This window comes from Elioraea sp., assembly GCF_051860475.1.
Lineage (GTDB): Bacteria > Pseudomonadota > Alphaproteobacteria > Acetobacterales > Acetobacteraceae > Elioraea.
The window spans coordinates 1-15,738 of record NZ_JBHYDW010000041.1 but is presented as its reverse complement, the minus strand read 5'-3'; the positions used below and the strand labels follow the sequence as shown (position 1 = coordinate 15,738).

Here is a 15,738-nt window from a genome sequence, read left to right as displayed (position 1 = left end):
CCGCACTATGCCACAGCGCCGCGCCATGGCGCGTATCCATGACACGGCCGGCGAGGCGACGCGACTGACTTCCCGCTTTCCTCAGGTCACCCTCGCCGCACACGCGGACTGGTCAAGCGACCCGCGCAAGTGCTGGGTGGCGGTCGCGCGCCGCGACAGCTCCGGACCCTGGACTGCGTCTGCACCCGCGCTGGTCGGCGTACCGGAGGCTTTCGGACCTCGCCTCATGGCGGCAGCGGGGGGCGGTGCCGCCGTGCTCGGGCTCGACGTGCCGCTCGGCCTCCCGCGCCTCTACGCCGAGCGCCACGCGGAGACACCCGACTTCCCTGCCTTCCTGCGAGGGCTGGCCGCGCGACCAGACTTCTTCTCGGTCGCCGCGACGCTGGACGAGGTCTCGCCCGACCGGCCGTTCTACCCCGCGCGCGGCATGCGCGGCATGTCGCGCGCGGCGCATGCGGCGGCGCTCGGCCTGCCGGATACATCCTGCCTCGGCCGGCGCTGCGACCTGCGCACGGCAACCCGCCCGGCCGGCGCTCCGCTGTTCTGGACCCTGGGCGCGAACCAGGCCGGAAAGGCCGCCATCCGCGCGTGGCGCGACATGCTGCTGCCGAGCCTTACCGCCAAGGCGCCGATCCGGCTCTGGCCGTTCGAGGGGACGCTCGCCGAACTAGCCATGCCGGGAGCGCTTGTGTTGGCCGAGACCTACCCGGCCGAGTGCTACCGTCATCTTGGCTTGAGGCTGATCGGCTCGAAGCGCAGCCAATCGGCACGCGTTGCGGCGCGCGGTACGCTCCTCGCCTGGGCGCGCGACGCCGGGATCGCGCTCGCGCCCGAGCTCGTCGCCGCGGTCGCCGACGGCTTCGGTGCGAACACGGCCGGCGAGGACCGGTTCGATTGCGTTTGCGGTCTGTTTGGCGTTCTTAACGTTCTGCTCGGGCGCCGATCCGAAGCCCGTCCCGACGATCCCGCGCTGCTCCGCTGGGAGGGCTGGGTGCTCGGCCAGACCGACCAGCCCCTGACTCAGCCGGAGTAGAGCCCCGCGGCGCGCGCCCGTTCCACCGCAAGCGCGATCGTCAGATCCAGTGTCGGCGTCTCCACGCCGGCGAGCCGCGCCAGCTCCAGCGGCACGACCAGCTGGGCGTCCACCTCCATCGGCTTGCCGAACTCCATGTCCTGGAGGATCGAGGGCTTGTGCGAACTGCCCGCATTCGCCGCCGCCCGCTTTGCCGGATCGGCCTTCACCTCGCAGCCCCAGGCGCGCGCGACCGCGTGACATTCCTCCATCGCGCGGATCGCCGCCGCGTGGATGGCAGGCTGCGCCATGTAGTCCTTCATCCGCCGCCCGGCGAGGATCGCCAGCGGGCCGTTGCCCATGTTGCCGGCGAGCTTCTCCCAGACGGCGACGCGCATGTCCGGCACCACCTCGCCGCCCATCCCGCCCGCGCGCAGCGCCGCCGCGATCGCCTCCGCGCGCGACGAGATCGTGCCGTCGGGCTCGCCAAAGATCACGCGGTTGGTCGGGTTCTCGACATGGATCACACCCGGATCGAGCACTGTGCAGGCGGAATAGACCACCCCGCCGATCGCGCGCGCCACGCCCACGCCGTCCCACAGCACGCCGCCGGGATCGAGCCGCTCGATCCGCCGCCCGTCGTGCTCGCCGCCGTGGCGGTGGAAGTACCACCAGGGGATACCGTTCACCACGAACGCGACCGGCGTATCGGGACCAAGCAATGGGCCGATCGTCCGCCCGATCTCGGGCAGCGAATGCGCCTTCGCGGTGGTGATGACGGCATCCTGGGCGCCGAGGTCGCGCGGATCGTCGCTCGCCGTCACCCGGACCGTGTCGGTGACGTCGCGCGCCCGCACGGTGATGCCGCGCTCGCGGATCGCCTCGAGATACCGCCCGCGCGCGACCACCGACACCTCCGCCCCGCCGCGCGCGAGCCGGAACGCGATGTGTCCGCCGATCGCGCCGGCGCCGAAGACCGCGATGCGCATCAGCCCTGGTCCCGCAGATGCACGATCAGGCGCGCGCCCTGCTCGGCAAGCCAGGTGACCGCGCGCTCGCCGACCGCCGCGTCGCCGCGGCGCGGATCGCCGGCGAGCACGCCGTTCGGCGCGGCGATGTCGTATTCGATCGGCAGGCCGATCTCGATCTCGTCGAACCGGGCGGCACCGAGGCCGGTGACGGCCATGCCCTGGATCGAGCTCGGCGGCACCGGGTCCGGGATCATGTCCGGCCGGCAGAGTTCAGGGAACAGCGCCAGCGCGACCGACCACACCGGGTCCGCGCCATGGCCGACCTTGCCCGCGGTATCCCCGCCCGTCAGCTTCGGCCAGGCGCCGTACAGCACGCGCCAGACATAGAGCGAGGGGATCAGCGTGCCGTCGGCATGCTTGATCGCGAGCGTGGCCTCATGGATCGCATGCGTGTTGCCGCCATGGCCGTTGACGATGAGGATGCGGTCGAGCCCGTGCGCGAGCAGGCGTTCGAGCATCTCGCGGATCACCGCGAGCAGCGTGGCGTGCGACAGCGCGATCCCGCCGGACACGGTGCCGAAATAGTCCTCGCCGCCGAAGGGCAGCACCGGCGCGACCAGCGCATCCGCGCCCAGCGCCACCGCGCGCTCGGCGATCCTCAGCGCGATCGCGTCCGCGAGCAGATAGTCGCCCATCGGCGCGTGCGGCCCCTGGTCTTCGAGGCTGCCCATCGGCAGCAGGATGGTCGGGCGGTTCGACAGGCGCGTCTTCGCCTCGCCCGAGGTGAGCTCGGCGAGCCTCAGTTTCGTCATTGCAGCAGCTCCAGTGCAGCGCGCGAGAGCGTTCGCACGCCCACGGCAATACAGGCCTCGTCCGGTTGGTAGTCGCTGTTGTGCAGCACGTCGGATCGGCCGGGCGCGCCCGAGCCGATGCGAAGATGCGCGCCCGGTGCGCGCTCGGCGAAGCAGGCGAAATCCTCCGAGCCCATGCTCGGCGTGCCGGACGTCACCGCGGCCTCGCCCACCACCGCGCGTGCGGCGCCCAGCACCCGGTCGAGCACGCGATCGTCGTTCACCAGCGGCGGCACCTTGCGCGTGTAGTCGAGCTCGCTCCGCAGCCTGAGCCCGGCCTCGACGCCCGCAAGCAGCCGGCGCATCCCTGCCTCCACCGCGTCGCGCGCGGCGCTGTCCATCGTCCGCACCGTGCCCTTCAGCGTGAGCTGGTCGGGGATGATGTTGCGCACCGTTCCGCCACTGATCTGACCGACCGTCACCACCGCGGGCGAGAGCGGGTTGATCTCGCGCGACACCAGCGTCTGCAATTGCCCGATGAACAGCGCCGCGCCGGCGATCGGATCGATCGCGGCCTGCGGATGCGCCGCATGGCCCGACCGGCCGTGGAACACGATGTCGAACGCGTCGGAGGCCGCCTGGCAGGCGCCGCGCACATACTGGATCTGCCCGACCTTGCCCCAGGGCCAGTTGTGGAAGCCCAGGCACATGTCGACGCCGGGGTCGTCCATCGCCCCGTCCTCGATCATCGCCGGCGCGCCCTCCAGGATCTCCTCGGCGGGCTGGAAGATCAGCTTGATCCGCCCGGCCAGCGCCGGCGCGAGCGCCTTCAGCACCGCCGCCGCGCCGAGCAGCGTGACGGTGTGGATGTCATGCCCGCAGGCATGCATCAGCCCGTCGTGCTCGGAAGCGAAGGGCAGGCCGGTGCGCTCGCGGATCGGCAGCGCGTCCATATCGGCGCGGATCAGCAGGGTCGGCCCGGGCCGGCCACCCTCGATCAGCCCGACCACGCCGGTCCTCCCGACGCCGGTGCGCGCGGGGATCCCGAGCCGGGCGAGCTCGGCCGCGACCACGGCGGCCGTCTCGTGCTCCTCGAAGGCGAGTTCGGGCCGTTTGTGCAACTCGCGGCGCAGCGCGATCAGCTGCGGTTCGAGCCGCACCGTCTCGTCGCGGATCGCGGCGTCGGGGTCATTGGCGGTCATGCAGGATGTCCTGGCTCGCGAAAGACGCGATCATGCGGTGCGGCCCACCACCCGGCAAGGCGCGATGCAGTCCGCTTGCCCGGCCATCGGGGCGCGTGCGATAGACGCGAAACGTGGAACGCGACAGGGAGCGAACGATGGCGCGACGCGCACGGCTCGGGCGGCGGACGGCGCTTGCGGCCCTGGGCGCCGCGCTCGCGGCCCCGGCGGCGCTGCGCGCGCAGTCCTGGCCGAACGGCCCGACCCGCCTGATCGTGCCGTTCGCGCCGGGCGGCACCACCGACGTGATGGCCCGCCTGGTCGCCGACCGGCTTGGGCCGCGGCTGGGCCATCCGGTGATCGCCGAGAACCGGGCCGGTGCCGGCGCAACCATCGGCAGCGCGATCGCCGCCCAGGCTGCTGCCGACGGCCAGACGCTGGTGATGAGCAACATCGCCAGCCACGGGATCGCGCCGACGCTTCACCGGACCCTGCGCTACGACGCGATGAAGGACTTCGTCCACATCGCCCTCGTCACGCGCAATCCGTCGGTGATGGTCGCCCATCCCGGGTTCGAGGCGCAGGACTTCGCTTCGGTGGTCCGGGTGGCCAAGGCGCGGCCTGACGGGCTCGATTTCGGCGTCTCCGGCGCGGGATCGTCCAACCACCTGCTCGGCCTGCGGGTCGCCCAGGCGGCGGGGATCAGGCTGAATCCCATCTTCTACCGCGGCGCCGGGCCGGCGATGACCGACACGATCGCCGGGGTGGTGCCGCTGATGTTCGACGGCCTGCCCTCGGCCTCGGGCCATATCCGCGGCGGACGCGTGCGCGCGATCGCAACCAGCGGCTCGGCGCGCAACCCGGCCTTCCCGGACGTGCCGACCTTCAAGGAACTCGAAGTCGACGTCGTCTCCTACCAGTGGTTCGGCATCTCGGCGCCCGCCGGGACGCCGGCCCCGATCGTGGAGCGGCTCAACACGGAGATCCGCGCCATCCTGCGCGAGCCGGAGGTGGTGCGCCGATTCGCCGAGATCGGCGGCGGGATCGTCGAGATGACGCCCAGGCAGTACAGCGCCTTCGTCGCCGAGGAGATCGCGATCTGGGCGCCGGTCGTGCGCGCCTCGGGGGCAACCGTCGAGTAGCCTCCATCATTGCGTTCCCGTATCGCCCATTTCCCGAACGGGCAAGTTGATCTAGACTTCGAGCCGGGAGGTTCATTGCCGCGGCTGCCGGGCCGCACAAGGGACCCGGTTCATGCGGCTCAGACCCGACGCGCAGGACATCTTCGCCGGCGTGATGTTCATCGCCTTCGCGGGCGTGATGCTGTACCTGAACTTCGAGTCACACCCGATCGGCTCAGCGCGCCGGATGGGCTCTGGCTACATGCCGATGCTCGCCTTCGGTATCCTCGCCGCCCTCGGGGTGGTGATCCTGATCAGCGGGCTGTTCACCGGACCCGAGCCGATCGGCCGCTTCGCCTGGCGCGACATGAGCCTGATCCTGGCCGCGATGACGGTCTACGGGCTGACCGTGGAACGGCTCGGCTTCGTCGGCTCGATCGTGCTGTGCATCGGCATCGCCTCGCTCGCCGAGAAGGTCTGGAAGCCGTTGCGCGTCGTCGGGCTCGCGCTGTTCATGCTGGCGCTCTGCTGGGTCCTGTTCATCTGGTACCTGGACATCCGCATCCGGCTGTTCCCCTGGTCCTACTGAGGCACCGCCATGCTCGAGAATCTCATCTTCGGGTTCGGCGTCGCCGCGACGTTCCAGAACCTCTCCGCGTGCTTCATCGGCGCGCTGCTCGGCACCGCGATCGGCGTGCTGCCGGGGATCGGCCCGGTGGCGACGATCTCGCTCCTGCTGCCGCTCACCTTCGGCATGCCGCCGACCACGGCGATCATCATGCTTGCCGGCATCTACTACGGCGCTCAGTACGGGGGCTCGACCACCTCGATCCTGATGAACCTGCCGGGCGAGGTGAGCTCCGTCATCACCACGCTCGACGGCTACCAGATGGCGAAGAACGGCCAGGCGGGACCCGCCCTGGCGGTGGCGGCGATCGGCTCCTTCATCGCCGGCTGCACCGCGACGATCGTCGTCGCCGCCGCCGGTCCGCTGCTGACGACCGTTGCGCTCTCGTTCGGCCCGGCCGACTATTTCTCGCTGATGCTGCTCGGCCTGATCGTCTCGGCGGTGCTGAGCGAGGGCAATGTCGTCAAGTCGATCGGCATGATGGTGGCAGGCGTCGGCCTCGGCCTGGTCGGCACGGATGTGCAGACCGGCCAGCAGCGCTTCACCTTCGACATCCCCGAACTTTCCGACGGGATCGGCTTCGCGCCGATGGCGATGGGCATGTTCGGCATCGCCGAGATCATCCGCAACCTCGAGATGCCGGAGGTGCGGGCCGCGCTCAAGACCAAGATCTCCCGGCTCTGGCTGACCAAGGAGGAGTGGAAGCGCGTCGCCGCCCCGATCGCCCGTGGCACGACGCTCGGCACCCTGGTCGGCATCCTGCCCGGCGGCGGGGCGGCGCTGTCCTCGATGGGCGCCTATACGCTGGAACGGCGGGTCAGCCGCAACAAGCATCTGTTCGGCAAGGGCGCGATCGAGGGGGTCGCCGCGCCGGAAAGCGCCAACAACGCCGCGGCGCAGACGAGCTTCATCCCGCTGCTGACGCTCGGCATCCCGGCCAATGCCGTGATGGCGCTGATGGTCGGCGCGCTGATCATCCAGGGCATCCAGCCCGGGCCGCGCATGATCGAGGCCCAGCCCGAGCTGTTCTGGGGCCTGATCGCCTCGATGTGGATCGGCAACCTGATGCTGGTGATCATCAACCTGCCGATGATCGGGATGTGGGTGCGCCTGCTGAAGGTCCCCTACGACCTGATGTATCCGGCGATCCTGATCTTCTGCGCGATCGGCGTGTACAGCCTCAACAACAACAGCTTCGATGTGTTCGTCACCGTTGTCTTCGGCTTCCTCGGCTACCTGTTCAGCAAGATCGGCTGTCCGCCGGCGCCGATGCTGATCGGCTTCGTGCTGGGCCCGATGATGGAGGAGCACTTGCGGCGTGCGATGCTGCTCTCGCGCGGCAATCCGATGGTGTTCCTCGAGCGGCCGATCAGCGCGACAATGCTCGCGCTCGCCGTGATCGCCGTGGTTGCGATGGCGCTGCCGTCGGTCCGCAAGGGCAAGGACGAGGCGCTCGCGGGCGGATGAACGGTCCGCTCGGGTTCCGCTGTGTCACCGCGGCCGGCACGTACCAGCTTGCGTTCGAGCCTCGTGACCTGGTGATTGCCGGACTCACCGGTCGTGACCAGGCGGCCGTGCAGCACCACGTCGAGGAGCTGCGCGCGATCGGCGTGAAGCCGCCGCCGACCATTCCGGCGTTCTTCCGCAACGGCGCCAATCTGCTGACGACCGCGCGCGCGGTCGAGGTGCTCGGCCCCGACAGCTCAGGCGAGGTCGAGTTCGTGCTGCTCAGCATGGCCGACGGGCTCTGGATCGGTGTCGGCTCCGACCACACCGACCGGCGGGTCGAGGCCTATGCGATCGACGTCTCGAAGCAGCTCTGCCCCAAGGTGATCGCGCCGGTGCTGTGGCGCTTCGAGGAGGTCGCCCCGCACTGGGACCGGCTGGTGCTGCGCGCCTGGATCGAGGAGGCGGGGCGGCTGACGCTCTACCAGGAAGGCACGGCCGCCGCGCTGCGCACGCCGGACTCGCTGATTGCCGCTTGGTCCGGCGGCGCCCCGCTGCCCGAAGGCACGGTGATGTTCGGCGGCACCTTCGCCGCGATCGGCGGCATCCGGCCGAGCGCGCGCTTCGCGTTCGAACTGGAGGACCCGCTGCTGCGTCGCGTGATCCGGCACGGCTACTCGGCCCGGCCGCTGCCACTGGTCTGACGCCATGTCCGAGGAGGCCGTCCGTCGCGCCTTCGCCGAGCAGGCGGCATGGTGCGAGCGCCTGGGGTCGCCGTTCACCAGCCGTCTCTGCGCGGTGATCGGCGTGCGCATTGACCGGAGCTCCGCGGTCGGACGGGACGTGCTCGACTGGCCGGGCGAGATGCCGAACGCGCGCGGGGATGCCCTCCCGCTTCGGCTCGCCGGCGCGCTGCATGCGCTGGTCCGGCGCAACGCGGCACCAGGGCTGCGTGACGTCTATCCGCCCAACCCGCTGCCGCCGGAGGCGCGACTGTGGCAGGCGGTTTCGGCGGCCTTCAGCGACCACGCGGCCGACATCCTCGCCTGGCTTCCCTCGCCGCCGCAGACCAACGAGGTCGCGCGCGCGAGCCTGCTGTTCGCCGGACTTTTGGTGGTTGCCGCCGAGACGCGTCTGCCGATCGCCCTGCACGAACTGGGCGCGAGCGCGGGACTCAATCTGAACCTCGACCGTTTCGGCTATCGCTACGGCGACGCGGCCCGCGGCGATCCGGCAAGCCCGGTGCAGCTCGCGCCGCGCTGGGACGGTCCGGCGCCACCCGATGCGACCGTGACGATCGTGCGCCGGGTCGGCAACGACATCGCTCCGCTCGACGCCACCACGGCATCGGGGCGCGAGCGGCTGCTCGCGTATACCTGGGCCGATCAGGCCGATCGGGTTGCCCGGATCGAGGCCGCACTGACGATCGCGGCGGCGCATCCGCCGCCGATCGAGCCCGGCGACGCCGCCGCGTTCGTCGAGCGCCATTTCGGCGCGCCACCGCGTCTCGGTGAGACACGCGTGCTGAGCCATTCGATCGCGCTGCAGTACGTCACGGAGGCAGGACGGGCCCGGATCGCCGCGTGCCTGCGGGCCGCGGGCGAGCGGGCGACGGCCGACGCGCCCGTCGCGTGGGTGCAGTTCGAGCAGAACCCGGAGGTCGGCGGTGCCGCGCTCAGCCTGGCACTCTGGCCGGGCGGCACGGTCCGCATCCTCGCCACCGCGGATGCGCATGTCCGCGAGGTGCGCTGGCTCGCCTGAACCGGGTTCAGCCGCGCGCGCCGAGGCTCCGCTGCATCAGTACCAGGTCGAGCCAGCGATCGAACTTCCGCCCCACCTCCGGCATCAGCCCGACGCGCACGAAGCCCAGCCGCTCGTGCAGCGCGAGCGAGGCCGCGTTGCCGGCCTCGATCCCCGCGACCATCACATGGAGTGCGGCGGCCTCGGCGCGCGCGATCAGGCCCCCGAGCAGCGCCGCCCCGTGGCCCTGACGCTGGGCGTCGCGCGCGACATAGAGCCCGTGCTCGACCGTGAGCGCGTAGCCGTCGAAGGCGCGGAACGGGCCGTAGCTCGCGAAGCCGCGCACGATCCCCGCCTGCTCGGCCACCAGCACGGGCAAGCCCGAGGCGCGCCGGTCGGCGAACCAGGCCCTGCGCGCCTCCAGCGTGACGGGTCGGATGTTCCAGTTCGCCGTGGTCGTCAGGATCGCGTCATTGGTGATGGCGAGGATCGCCGGCAGGTCGGCCTCAGTCGCGTCACGGATGGGCATGGCAGCGTTTCGGTCCTGGGCGAGGGATCGCGGCCCCGTTCCATGCCATCGTCGCGGACGTGACGCGAGACCCCCAGGACCGAGCCGGCCCCGCTCCGGGCACAGTCGTGCGGCTGATCGCCGCGCTGACGGCGCTGACCGCGATGAGCAACTTCCATCGCGCGAACCTCGGTGCGCTCGCCCCCGAACTCGCGCGCGATCTCGCCCTGTCGCCGGACGCGCTCGGCCTCGCCAATGGCGCGTTCTTCTTCACCCTCGGCCTGATGCAGATCCCCGTCGGGCTGCTGTTCGACCGGATCGGGCCACGCCGCACGGTCGCGCTGCTGGGCCTGCCGGCGGTGGTCGGCGCGGCGCTGCAGTCCGTGGCGGTCGACCCGGCCAGCCTGATCGGTGCGCGGCTGCTGCTCGGCGCCGGCTGCGGGGCGAGCTTCATGGCCTCGGTCGTGCTGTGCGCGCGCTGGTTCGGTCCGGCCCGGCTCGCGACCACCGTCAGCCGCGTCTTCGCGCTGAGCCAGATCGGCAGTCTTGCCGCCGGCACCCCCCTCGCCGCCGGGGCGGCGCTGATCGGCTGGCGCGGCATGTTCGCGACCTCGGCGGCGCTGACCGCACTCATCACGCTCGCCTTCCACCGCCTGGTCACCGACGACCCGCCCGGCCGCGAGACCCCGCCGCGGCCGCCGGAGCGGCTTGCCGCGGTGCTCGCCGGATTGCTGGCGGTCTGGCGCACCAGGGGGCTGCTGCCGGTGCTGGCCATGCACACCTTCGTCTATGCGAGCGCGGCCGTGGTGCTGACGCTCTGGGCCGGCCCGTATCTGGCCGATGTGCACGCCCTCGCGCCGGTGTCGCGCGGGCACGTGATCCTGGCGATGGCCGCGGCACAGGCGGCCGGCACGCTGGTGGTGGGCCCGCTCGACCTGAGGCTGAACACGCGCAAGTGGATCGTCGTGCCCGGCGCCTGCGCGACCATCGCGACCCTGGTCGGGCTTGCCACATTCGGCCACCGCTCCACCGCGCTCGCGATCGGGCTGCTGGTGCTGCTGTGCCTTGTCACGTGCTACAGCGTCGTCACGGTGGCGCACGGGCGCAGCCTCTTTCCCGAGGCGCTTGCCGGACGCGGCGTGACGACGGTGAACCTGTTCCAGCTCATCGGTTCGACCGCGCTGCCCGTGCTCGCCGGGCGGGTGGTCGGCGCGTTTCCCGCAGGTGTCGACGGCGTCCGTTCGCCCGACGCCTACGCGGCCGCCTTCATCGCAGTCGCGGCCTGCCTCGGCTCGGGGTTGCTGGTCTATCTGCTGTTCGCGCGCGACGCCCGGCCACGCGGCTGATACCAGATCTCCAGAGGCCGGACCTTTGGAGAACGGGTATCGCGCGGGGTTGGTGGGGCGGCCGCGCGCGAAACCGACCCCTCACGCGACCAGCGCGGCAACGCCGACGACGGCGAGGACGCCATAGGCCACGGTGCGGAACTGCCTCGCGCCGATCCGCCCGAACAGCGCCGCGCCGATCCGGACGAAAATGAGCAGCCATGGCGTCAGCACGACCACCTTCGCCAGCACCTCCAGGGTGAACAGGCCGGTCAGGAACGGCGGGATCAGCGCGACCAGCCCGAGCACCGCGAAGAACAGGATCAGGTTGGCGCGGTGCTCCTTCGCCGCCTCGTTGCCGGCCAGCAGATAGAGGATGACGGGCGGGCCGCTCATCCCCGTTGCCCCCTTCAGCACGCCGGCGGTCGCACCGACCGCGAGGTTGAGCGGCAGCGGCCGCGCGCCCTGGTAGCGCCAGCCGGATGCCAGCAGAGCGCCGAACAGCAGCACGAGTGCGCCGATCGCGCGCGTCAGCGTCTCGGGATCGATCAGGAACAGGATCCACGTGCCGACCGGCACCAGCAGACAGCCCGCCAGGGTGATCGGGATGGTCACCCGGCGATTGACGTCCCTCCAGGCGCCGAACAGCAGCTGGCTGCCGATCAGCGCCTCCATCAGCAGCATGGTCGGCACGCCGACCGCGGGTCCCCAGAGCACGCTGAAGGTGGGCGCGAGCGTGATCGCGGTGCCGAACCCGGCGAAGCCGCGCATCACCCCGGCGACCGCGGTGACGACGGCCGCGAGCGCAAGCCGCCAGTCGATCAGCGCGGCAAAGGCCGCGCCCCACCCCGCCTCCATGGCACCACTCACGCGACCGGATCGCGCTCGGTCTCGACCGGATCGAGCGTCACGACCGCGGTGTTCACGAGCAGCTTGCCGGCATGCTCGAAGTTCGCCGTCACCCGGTTGCCGACCACCGACTGCACCTGGCCCTCGCCCCAGTCGGGCCGGTTCGGGTTGCGGACGCGCATGCCGGGCGAGAGCGGTGTCATGGCGCGACGATAGCCGCGCACGTCATCCGCGCCTATCGGCGCCAGGGATTGGGCCGGCGGCGGACGGCCGGCGGCGAGGTCCAGGGCACGCCGTCCCAGGCGGGCCGCGCCGGACGAACCGGCACGGCAGCAGCGGCGAGCGCCGCCACCCGCTCCTCGATCGTCGGGTGGGTGCGGAACCAGCGGAGCCAGCGCGGCCCGCGTGAGGCAAGCCGCTCGAAATCGTCGCCCTGCAGAGCCTTGAGCCGCTTCAGCGCCGAGGCGAGCGCGAGCGGGTCGCCGGTGAGCTCCACGGCGCCGGCATCCGCAAGGAACTCGCGCGTGCGCGACAGCGAGAGCGTGAGCAGGTCGGACGCGAGGGGCGCGAGGATGAGCAGTACGGGCAGCAGCGGATGCGCGCCGAACGCGCCCGCGCCCCAGAGGATCAGCACGATCAGTCCCGCCTGCGCCATCGCCCGCGTGATGCCCGAGGCGGCCGCGGCGACCCGCATCACCGTCAGGTCGCCGTGGCGCACGTGGCTGATCTCGTGCGCGAGCACCCCGGCGAGCTCGTCGGCCGGCAGGGTCTCGACCAGCGCGCGCGTCACGCCGATCCCGGGCCGCTCGGTGGTTCCGGCCGCAACCGCCTGGAGCACCGGTACGGGCAGCAGATAGAGGCGCGGCACGGCCGGCAGGCCCGCCCGGCTCGACAGCTCCTGCACCAGCGCATTCAGCCCGGGGGCCTGGAACGGCGAGAGCGGTGCCGCGCCGAAGCCCTGCCGGAACACCGCATCAGCCGGCAGCGCGCCGAACGAGAGCCCGGCCGCGACCATGATCGCGCCGATCACCAGCCCGTCGACGCCAGCGGCGAGGAAGCCGATCGCCCCGGCAAGCAGCGCCAGCGCCGCGAGCGTCGCCGTCGTCTCGATCCGGTTGCGGACCCGGATGCGCGCGATCGCCGCGCGGTCGAGCACCACTTGGGCCATGGATCTCATCTGTGACCGGCGCGGCGGGGTCGCTCCCGCCGCGCCGCACCCTCGACACACCGGTCAGGCCAGCGCGTCCACCTCCTGGTCGGTCGGGAAGCTGCCGGTGGCCTTCTTCGACCACACCAGCCTGCCGTCCTTCAGGATTTCGAAGACGCCGCCGGAGGCCTTGATGAGCGTCACCATCGCCCCGGGGTTCTTCGCGAGCAGTCGATCCCTCGCACGGAGGGCCCGCGGCTCGTAGTTTCAGGAGGTGCAGTACTGGATCTCGTATGTCATCCATGCTCTCCCGCGCCGGGGCCGGCCTGGACCGGCGGGCCCCTCGCGCTTAACGTGAGGCATCGGAACCGGGAGTTCAACCATGGCCAAGATGCGGGTCGAGGGCAGCTTCGTCGCCCTGATCACTCCGTTCAACGCCGACGGCGCGGTCGATTTCGGCGCCTTCCGCTCCCTGCTCGACTGGCAGGCCGCCAACGGCACGTCCGCCGTGCTGATCATGGGCTCGACCGGCGAGGTCTCGATGCTGAGCCCGGAGGAGCGCCGCGCGATCGTCGAGCAGACGATCCGCTTCCGTGACGGGCGGATGAAGTTCTTCTACGGCTGCACCGGCAACAACACCGAGACGACGATCGGCTACCTGCGCCACGCCAAGGCGAACGGCGCGGACGGCGCGATCCTTGCGGCCCCGGCCTATATCTGTGCGGCCGAATCCGACATCGAGGCGTTCTTCGCCGAGGTCGCCGATGCGGTCGATCTGCCGCTCGGCATCTACAACAACCCTCCACGGGTGAAGACCGACCTGCATTGGGACGCGCTGCTGCGCCTGTTCCGCCACCCGAACTACGTCATTTTGAAGGAGTCGACCGCGCGCGTCGGCCAGGTGGCGCAGGTGCTCGCCGGCAGGCCGGACGCGACGGTGATGTGCTGCGACAGCCCGAATCTGGGCCTCGTCGTGCCCACCATGTCGCTCGGCGGACACGGCACGGCGAACATGACCGGCAACATCGACCCGGCCGGCATGGCGCGCCTCTCCACGCCGTGGGCCACGCCGGAGCGGAGTGCGGTGTTCCGCGAGACCTACCTGCGGCTGCTGCCGCTGCTGCACTTCACCTACTCGGCGATCAACCCGGTCGCGGTGAAATCGCTGATGAAGGCGGTCGGGCTCCCCGCCGGCGATCTACGCCGGCCGCTCCGCGGTCTCGAGGCGGCCCACCTGGCCAAGGGCATCGAGATCGTGCACGCGCTCGGGCTCGACGCGACGTACGGCTGGCGCCTGGCCCCCACCCTTCCCCTCGCTGCGGAGTGACGACCATGATCCAGCGCCGCTCGCTTCTCGTCGGCTCGACCCTGCTCGCGACGCCCTTCGTGGCGCGCGCGCAGGCCGCCGTGAGCCTACGCCTCCATACGCTCGTCACCTCGCCGCATCCCTACAACGCGGCGGCCGACTGGTTCGGCGAGGAGATCGCCAAGCGCACCAACGGTGCCGTGCGCTCCACTCTGTTCCCCTCGGCCCAGCTCGGACCTGACCGCGCGGTGCTGGACGAGATGCGGCTCGGCACGATCGACCTGATGATCTCGACCACCAACAACGCCGCCGCCCAGGTGCCGCAGTACAACGTGTTCTCGCTCGGCTATCTGATCCCGGACTACGACGCGTTCCGCCGCGCGATGCGCGCCGACGGGCCGATCGCCGCGCGCGTGCAGGCGCTCTACGAGGAGCGGCGCACGGGGCTCATGCTGCTCGGCTTCATGATGGGCGGGACGCGCAACCTCTCCGCCGTCCGCCCCGTCCGCACGCTCGACGACCTCAAGGGGCTGAAGATGCGCGTGCCGCCCTCGCCGGCCGTCGCGCGGCAGTGGCAGGCGCTCGGCACCCTGCCCGTCACGATCAACTGGGCGGAGGTCTACACCTCGATCCAGACCGGCGTGGCACAGGCGCTGGAGAGCAGCCTCTCGGGCTACATCGCCGAGCGCTTCTATGAGGTCGCACCGCATCTGTCGCTCACCATGCACGAGGTGCAGGTCGGGCACTTCACGATGTCGGCGCGCAGCCTTGCGAAGATCCCCGAGGCGCATCGCGCGACGTTCCGCGCCACAGCAGCCGAGGCGATGGAGGTCGGCACCCGCGCCGGGATCGAGGCGGACGAGGGGGTGGTGCGGCGCGCGCGCACCGAGTTCGCCGGCCGCATCACCGTGCACGAGCCCGACCGCGCCGCCTTCGCACGCACGCTGGCACCGCTCCAGGACGAGCTTGCCCAGAGCTACAACGCGCGCGACCTGCTCGACATGGTGCGCGCCGCCGTGCGCACGGCCTGACGCTGCGGCTGCTCGTCGCCGTCAATGCAGGGCTCGAACGGGCGCTGGTCCGTTTGCTCGGGCTCCTGTTCGCCGGCCTGATCCTCACCATCGCCTGGCAGGTGGGCGGCCGCGAGGTGCTGCGCGTGCCCGCGATCTGGACCCAGGAAGCGGCGCTGTTCCTGTTCACCTGGTGCGTCTTCCTGGGCTCCGCCGTGGCCGTGCGCCGCTCGGCGCACTACGTGTGCGAGGTGCTGCCGCCGTCGATGCCGCGCGGCCGTGCATGCCTCAAGCTGCTCGGCGACGCAGGGATCGCCGTCGCCGCGGCCGTGCTGTTCTGGGGTGGGATCGGCTTCACCGAGATCGGCCTGTTCCGCGATCTCGAGACGCTCGGGATCGCGGAGGCATGGCAGATGGCGGCGATGCCGGTCGGCGCGGCGCTGATGCTGCTGTTCCTGGTCGAGGTGGCCGTGCGCGACATCACCGCATGCCGCGCGGCCTTCGCGGCCTGAACCGTGTTCACCCCCCTCGCGATCCTGATCTGGCTGTTCTTCCTGCTGGTGTTCCTGCGCATCGAGATCGGCTTCGCGCTCCTGCTGACCTCGCTCGTGGTGCTGCTCCAGCTCGACCTGCCGCTCGAGAGCCTCGCCAACCAGATCCTTCAGGGCATCGACAACTTCCCGCTGCTGGCGGTGCCGCTGTT

17 protein-coding genes and 2 pseudogenes are annotated in these 15,738 nt (G+C 71.3%); 11 read left to right on the top strand and 8 right to left on the bottom strand.

Annotated elements, in window-relative coordinates; all coding sequences use genetic code 11:
* The first annotated feature begins 25 nt into the window (after window positions 1-25).
* A complete protein-coding gene (locus ACTIFU_RS09750) occupies window positions 26-1,033 on the top strand; it encodes a hypothetical protein (protein WP_439578109.1) in 1,008 nt (335 codons plus the stop codon).
* Here ACTIFU_RS09750 and ACTIFU_RS09745 read toward each other — a convergent pair.
* From ACTIFU_RS09745 to ACTIFU_RS09735, 3 genes are read right to left on the bottom strand one after another with little or no spacing between them, the layout of a single operon-like run.
* Window positions 1,021-2,001, bottom strand: a complete 981-nt coding sequence (locus tag ACTIFU_RS09745) for a ketopantoate reductase family protein (protein ID WP_439578108.1) — start codon at window positions 1,999-2,001, stop codon at window positions 1,021-1,023. The two genes, ACTIFU_RS09750 and ACTIFU_RS09745, sit on opposite strands and share 13 nt — an antisense overlap.
* Window positions 2,001-2,795 (bottom strand): creatininase family protein, encoded by a 795-nt coding sequence (locus tag ACTIFU_RS09740; RefSeq protein ID WP_439578107.1) that lies wholly within the window; start codon window positions 2,793-2,795, stop codon window positions 2,001-2,003. The genes ACTIFU_RS09745 and ACTIFU_RS09740 overlap by 1 nt, the downstream gene beginning before the upstream one ends.
* Entirely contained in the window at window positions 2,792-3,976 is a 1,185-nt protein-coding gene (locus tag ACTIFU_RS09735; protein ID WP_439578106.1) for a M20 metallopeptidase family protein, read from the bottom strand. The genes ACTIFU_RS09740 and ACTIFU_RS09735 overlap by 4 nt, the downstream gene beginning before the upstream one ends.
* 137 nt (window positions 3,977-4,113) lie before the next feature.
* Here ACTIFU_RS09735 and ACTIFU_RS09730 point away from each other — a divergent pair, with 137 nt between their 5' ends.
* The 5 genes from ACTIFU_RS09730 to ACTIFU_RS09710 all read left to right on the top strand — a co-directional run bounded on the left by ACTIFU_RS09730 (window position 4,114) and on the right by ACTIFU_RS09710 (window position 8,911).
* Window positions 4,114-5,097, top strand: coding sequence for a Bug family tripartite tricarboxylate transporter substrate binding protein (locus tag ACTIFU_RS09730; protein ID WP_439578105.1), 984 nt, complete (start codon window positions 4,114-4,116; stop codon window positions 5,095-5,097).
* A gap of 112 nt (window positions 5,098-5,209) precedes the next feature.
* Complete coding sequence (locus ACTIFU_RS09725) at window positions 5,210-5,665, top strand: tripartite tricarboxylate transporter TctB family protein (RefSeq protein WP_439578104.1); 456 nt, start codon at window positions 5,210-5,212, stop codon at window positions 5,663-5,665.
* Between the two features lie 9 nt (window positions 5,666-5,674).
* A complete protein-coding gene (locus ACTIFU_RS09720; RefSeq protein WP_439578103.1) occupies window positions 5,675-7,171 on the top strand; it encodes a tripartite tricarboxylate transporter permease in 1,497 nt (498 codons plus the stop codon).
* Window positions 7,168-7,854 carry a DUF2848 domain-containing protein gene (locus tag ACTIFU_RS09715; protein WP_439578102.1) on the top strand — a complete coding sequence of 229 codons (687 nt, stop codon included), beginning with the start codon at window positions 7,168-7,170 and terminating at the stop codon, window positions 7,852-7,854. The genes ACTIFU_RS09720 and ACTIFU_RS09715 overlap by 4 nt, the downstream gene beginning before the upstream one ends.
* 4 nt (window positions 7,855-7,858) lie before the next feature.
* A complete protein-coding gene (locus ACTIFU_RS09710) occupies window positions 7,859-8,911 on the top strand; it encodes a DUF2332 domain-containing protein (protein ID WP_439578101.1) in 1,053 nt (350 codons plus the stop codon).
* Between the two features lie 7 nt (window positions 8,912-8,918).
* Here the strand turns inward: ACTIFU_RS09710 and ACTIFU_RS09705 are convergent, their stop codons facing one another.
* Complete coding sequence (locus tag ACTIFU_RS09705; RefSeq protein WP_439578100.1) at window positions 8,919-9,419, bottom strand: GNAT family N-acetyltransferase; 501 nt, start codon at window positions 9,417-9,419, stop codon at window positions 8,919-8,921.
* Between the two features lie 107 nt (window positions 9,420-9,526).
* Here ACTIFU_RS09705 and ACTIFU_RS09700 point away from each other — a divergent pair, with 107 nt between their 5' ends.
* Entirely contained in the window at window positions 9,527-10,744 is a 1,218-nt protein-coding gene (locus ACTIFU_RS09700) for an MFS transporter (protein WP_439578099.1), read from the top strand.
* 81 nt (window positions 10,745-10,825) lie between these two features.
* On the opposite strand, the gene ACTIFU_RS09695 is transcribed toward ACTIFU_RS09700, so the two are convergent.
* The 4 genes and pseudogenes from ACTIFU_RS09695 to ACTIFU_RS09680 form a co-directional block, all read right to left on the bottom strand.
* Window positions 10,826-11,593 (bottom strand): TSUP family transporter, encoded by a 768-nt coding sequence (locus ACTIFU_RS09695; protein ID WP_439578098.1) that lies wholly within the window; start codon window positions 11,591-11,593, stop codon window positions 10,826-10,828.
* The gene (locus ACTIFU_RS09690; protein ID WP_439578097.1) at window positions 11,590-11,796 is read right to left on the bottom strand and encodes a DUF3553 domain-containing protein; all 207 of its coding nucleotides are present in this window, start codon (window positions 11,794-11,796) and stop codon (window positions 11,590-11,592) included. The genes ACTIFU_RS09695 and ACTIFU_RS09690 overlap by 4 nt, the downstream gene beginning before the upstream one ends.
* 11 nt (window positions 11,797-11,807) lie before the next feature.
* On the bottom strand, window positions 11,808-12,740 hold the full coding sequence (locus tag ACTIFU_RS09685; RefSeq protein ID WP_439578096.1) for a zinc metalloprotease HtpX: 933 nt from the start codon (window positions 12,738-12,740) through the stop codon (window positions 11,808-11,810).
* Between the two features lie 63 nt (window positions 12,741-12,803).
* A pseudogene (locus ACTIFU_RS09680) lies at window positions 12,804-12,974 on the bottom strand (SelT/SelW/SelH family protein); the annotation flags it as partial.
* 127 nt (window positions 12,975-13,101) lie between these two features.
* Between ACTIFU_RS09680 and ACTIFU_RS09675 the strand changes: the two are divergent.
* The 4 genes and pseudogenes from ACTIFU_RS09675 to ACTIFU_RS09660 all read left to right on the top strand — a co-directional run.
* The gene (locus tag ACTIFU_RS09675; RefSeq protein ID WP_439578095.1) at window positions 13,102-14,046 is read left to right on the top strand and encodes a 4-hydroxy-tetrahydrodipicolinate synthase family protein; all 945 of its coding nucleotides are present in this window, start codon (window positions 13,102-13,104) and stop codon (window positions 14,044-14,046) included.
* A 5-nt stretch (window positions 14,047-14,051) separates the two neighbouring features.
* Window positions 14,052-15,056: a TRAP transporter substrate-binding protein gene (locus ACTIFU_RS09670; protein WP_439578094.1), complete on the top strand. Its 1,005-nt coding sequence runs from the start codon at window positions 14,052-14,054 to the stop codon at window positions 15,054-15,056.
* Window positions 15,057-15,109: 53 nt separating this feature from the next.
* A complete protein-coding gene (locus ACTIFU_RS09665; RefSeq protein ID WP_439578093.1) occupies window positions 15,110-15,547 on the top strand; it encodes a TRAP transporter small permease in 438 nt (145 codons plus the stop codon).
* A 3-nt stretch (window positions 15,548-15,550) separates the two neighbouring features.
* Window positions 15,551-15,738, top strand: a pseudogene (locus tag ACTIFU_RS09660) (TRAP transporter large permease); the annotation flags it as partial.

What these genes read in the sequence shown, in the direction of transcription:
- ACTIFU_RS09750 (WP_439578109.1), top strand. Translation starts at nt 26, where the DNA reads ATGGCGCGTATCCATGACACGGCCGGCGAGGCGACGCGACTGACTTCC.
- ACTIFU_RS09745 (WP_439578108.1), bottom strand. Translation starts at nt 2,001, where the DNA reads ATGCGCATCGCGGTCTTCGGCGCCGGCGCGATCGGCGGACACATCGCG.
- ACTIFU_RS09740 (WP_439578107.1), bottom strand. Translation starts at nt 2,795, where the DNA reads ATGACGAAACTGAGGCTCGCCGAGCTCACCTCGGGCGAGGCGAAGACG.
- ACTIFU_RS09735 (WP_439578106.1), bottom strand. Translation starts at nt 3,976, where the DNA reads ATGACCGCCAATGACCCCGACGCCGCGATCCGCGACGAGACGGTGCGG.
- ACTIFU_RS09730 (WP_439578105.1), top strand. Translation starts at nt 4,114, where the DNA reads ATGGCGCGACGCGCACGGCTCGGGCGGCGGACGGCGCTTGCGGCCCTG.
- ACTIFU_RS09725 (WP_439578104.1), top strand. Translation starts at nt 5,210, where the DNA reads ATGCGGCTCAGACCCGACGCGCAGGACATCTTCGCCGGCGTGATGTTC.
- ACTIFU_RS09720 (WP_439578103.1), top strand. Translation starts at nt 5,675, where the DNA reads ATGCTCGAGAATCTCATCTTCGGGTTCGGCGTCGCCGCGACGTTCCAG.
- ACTIFU_RS09715 (WP_439578102.1), top strand. Translation starts at nt 7,168, where the DNA reads ATGAACGGTCCGCTCGGGTTCCGCTGTGTCACCGCGGCCGGCACGTAC.
- ACTIFU_RS09710 (WP_439578101.1), top strand. Translation starts at nt 7,859, where the DNA reads ATGTCCGAGGAGGCCGTCCGTCGCGCCTTCGCCGAGCAGGCGGCATGG.
- ACTIFU_RS09705 (WP_439578100.1), bottom strand. Translation starts at nt 9,419, where the DNA reads ATGCCCATCCGTGACGCGACTGAGGCCGACCTGCCGGCGATCCTCGCC.
- ACTIFU_RS09685 (WP_439578096.1), bottom strand. Translation starts at nt 12,740, where the DNA reads ATGGCCCAAGTGGTGCTCGACCGCGCGGCGATCGCGCGCATCCGGGTC.
- ACTIFU_RS09675 (WP_439578095.1), top strand. Translation starts at nt 13,102, where the DNA reads ATGGCCAAGATGCGGGTCGAGGGCAGCTTCGTCGCCCTGATCACTCCG.
- ACTIFU_RS09670 (WP_439578094.1), top strand. Translation starts at nt 14,052, where the DNA reads ATGATCCAGCGCCGCTCGCTTCTCGTCGGCTCGACCCTGCTCGCGACG.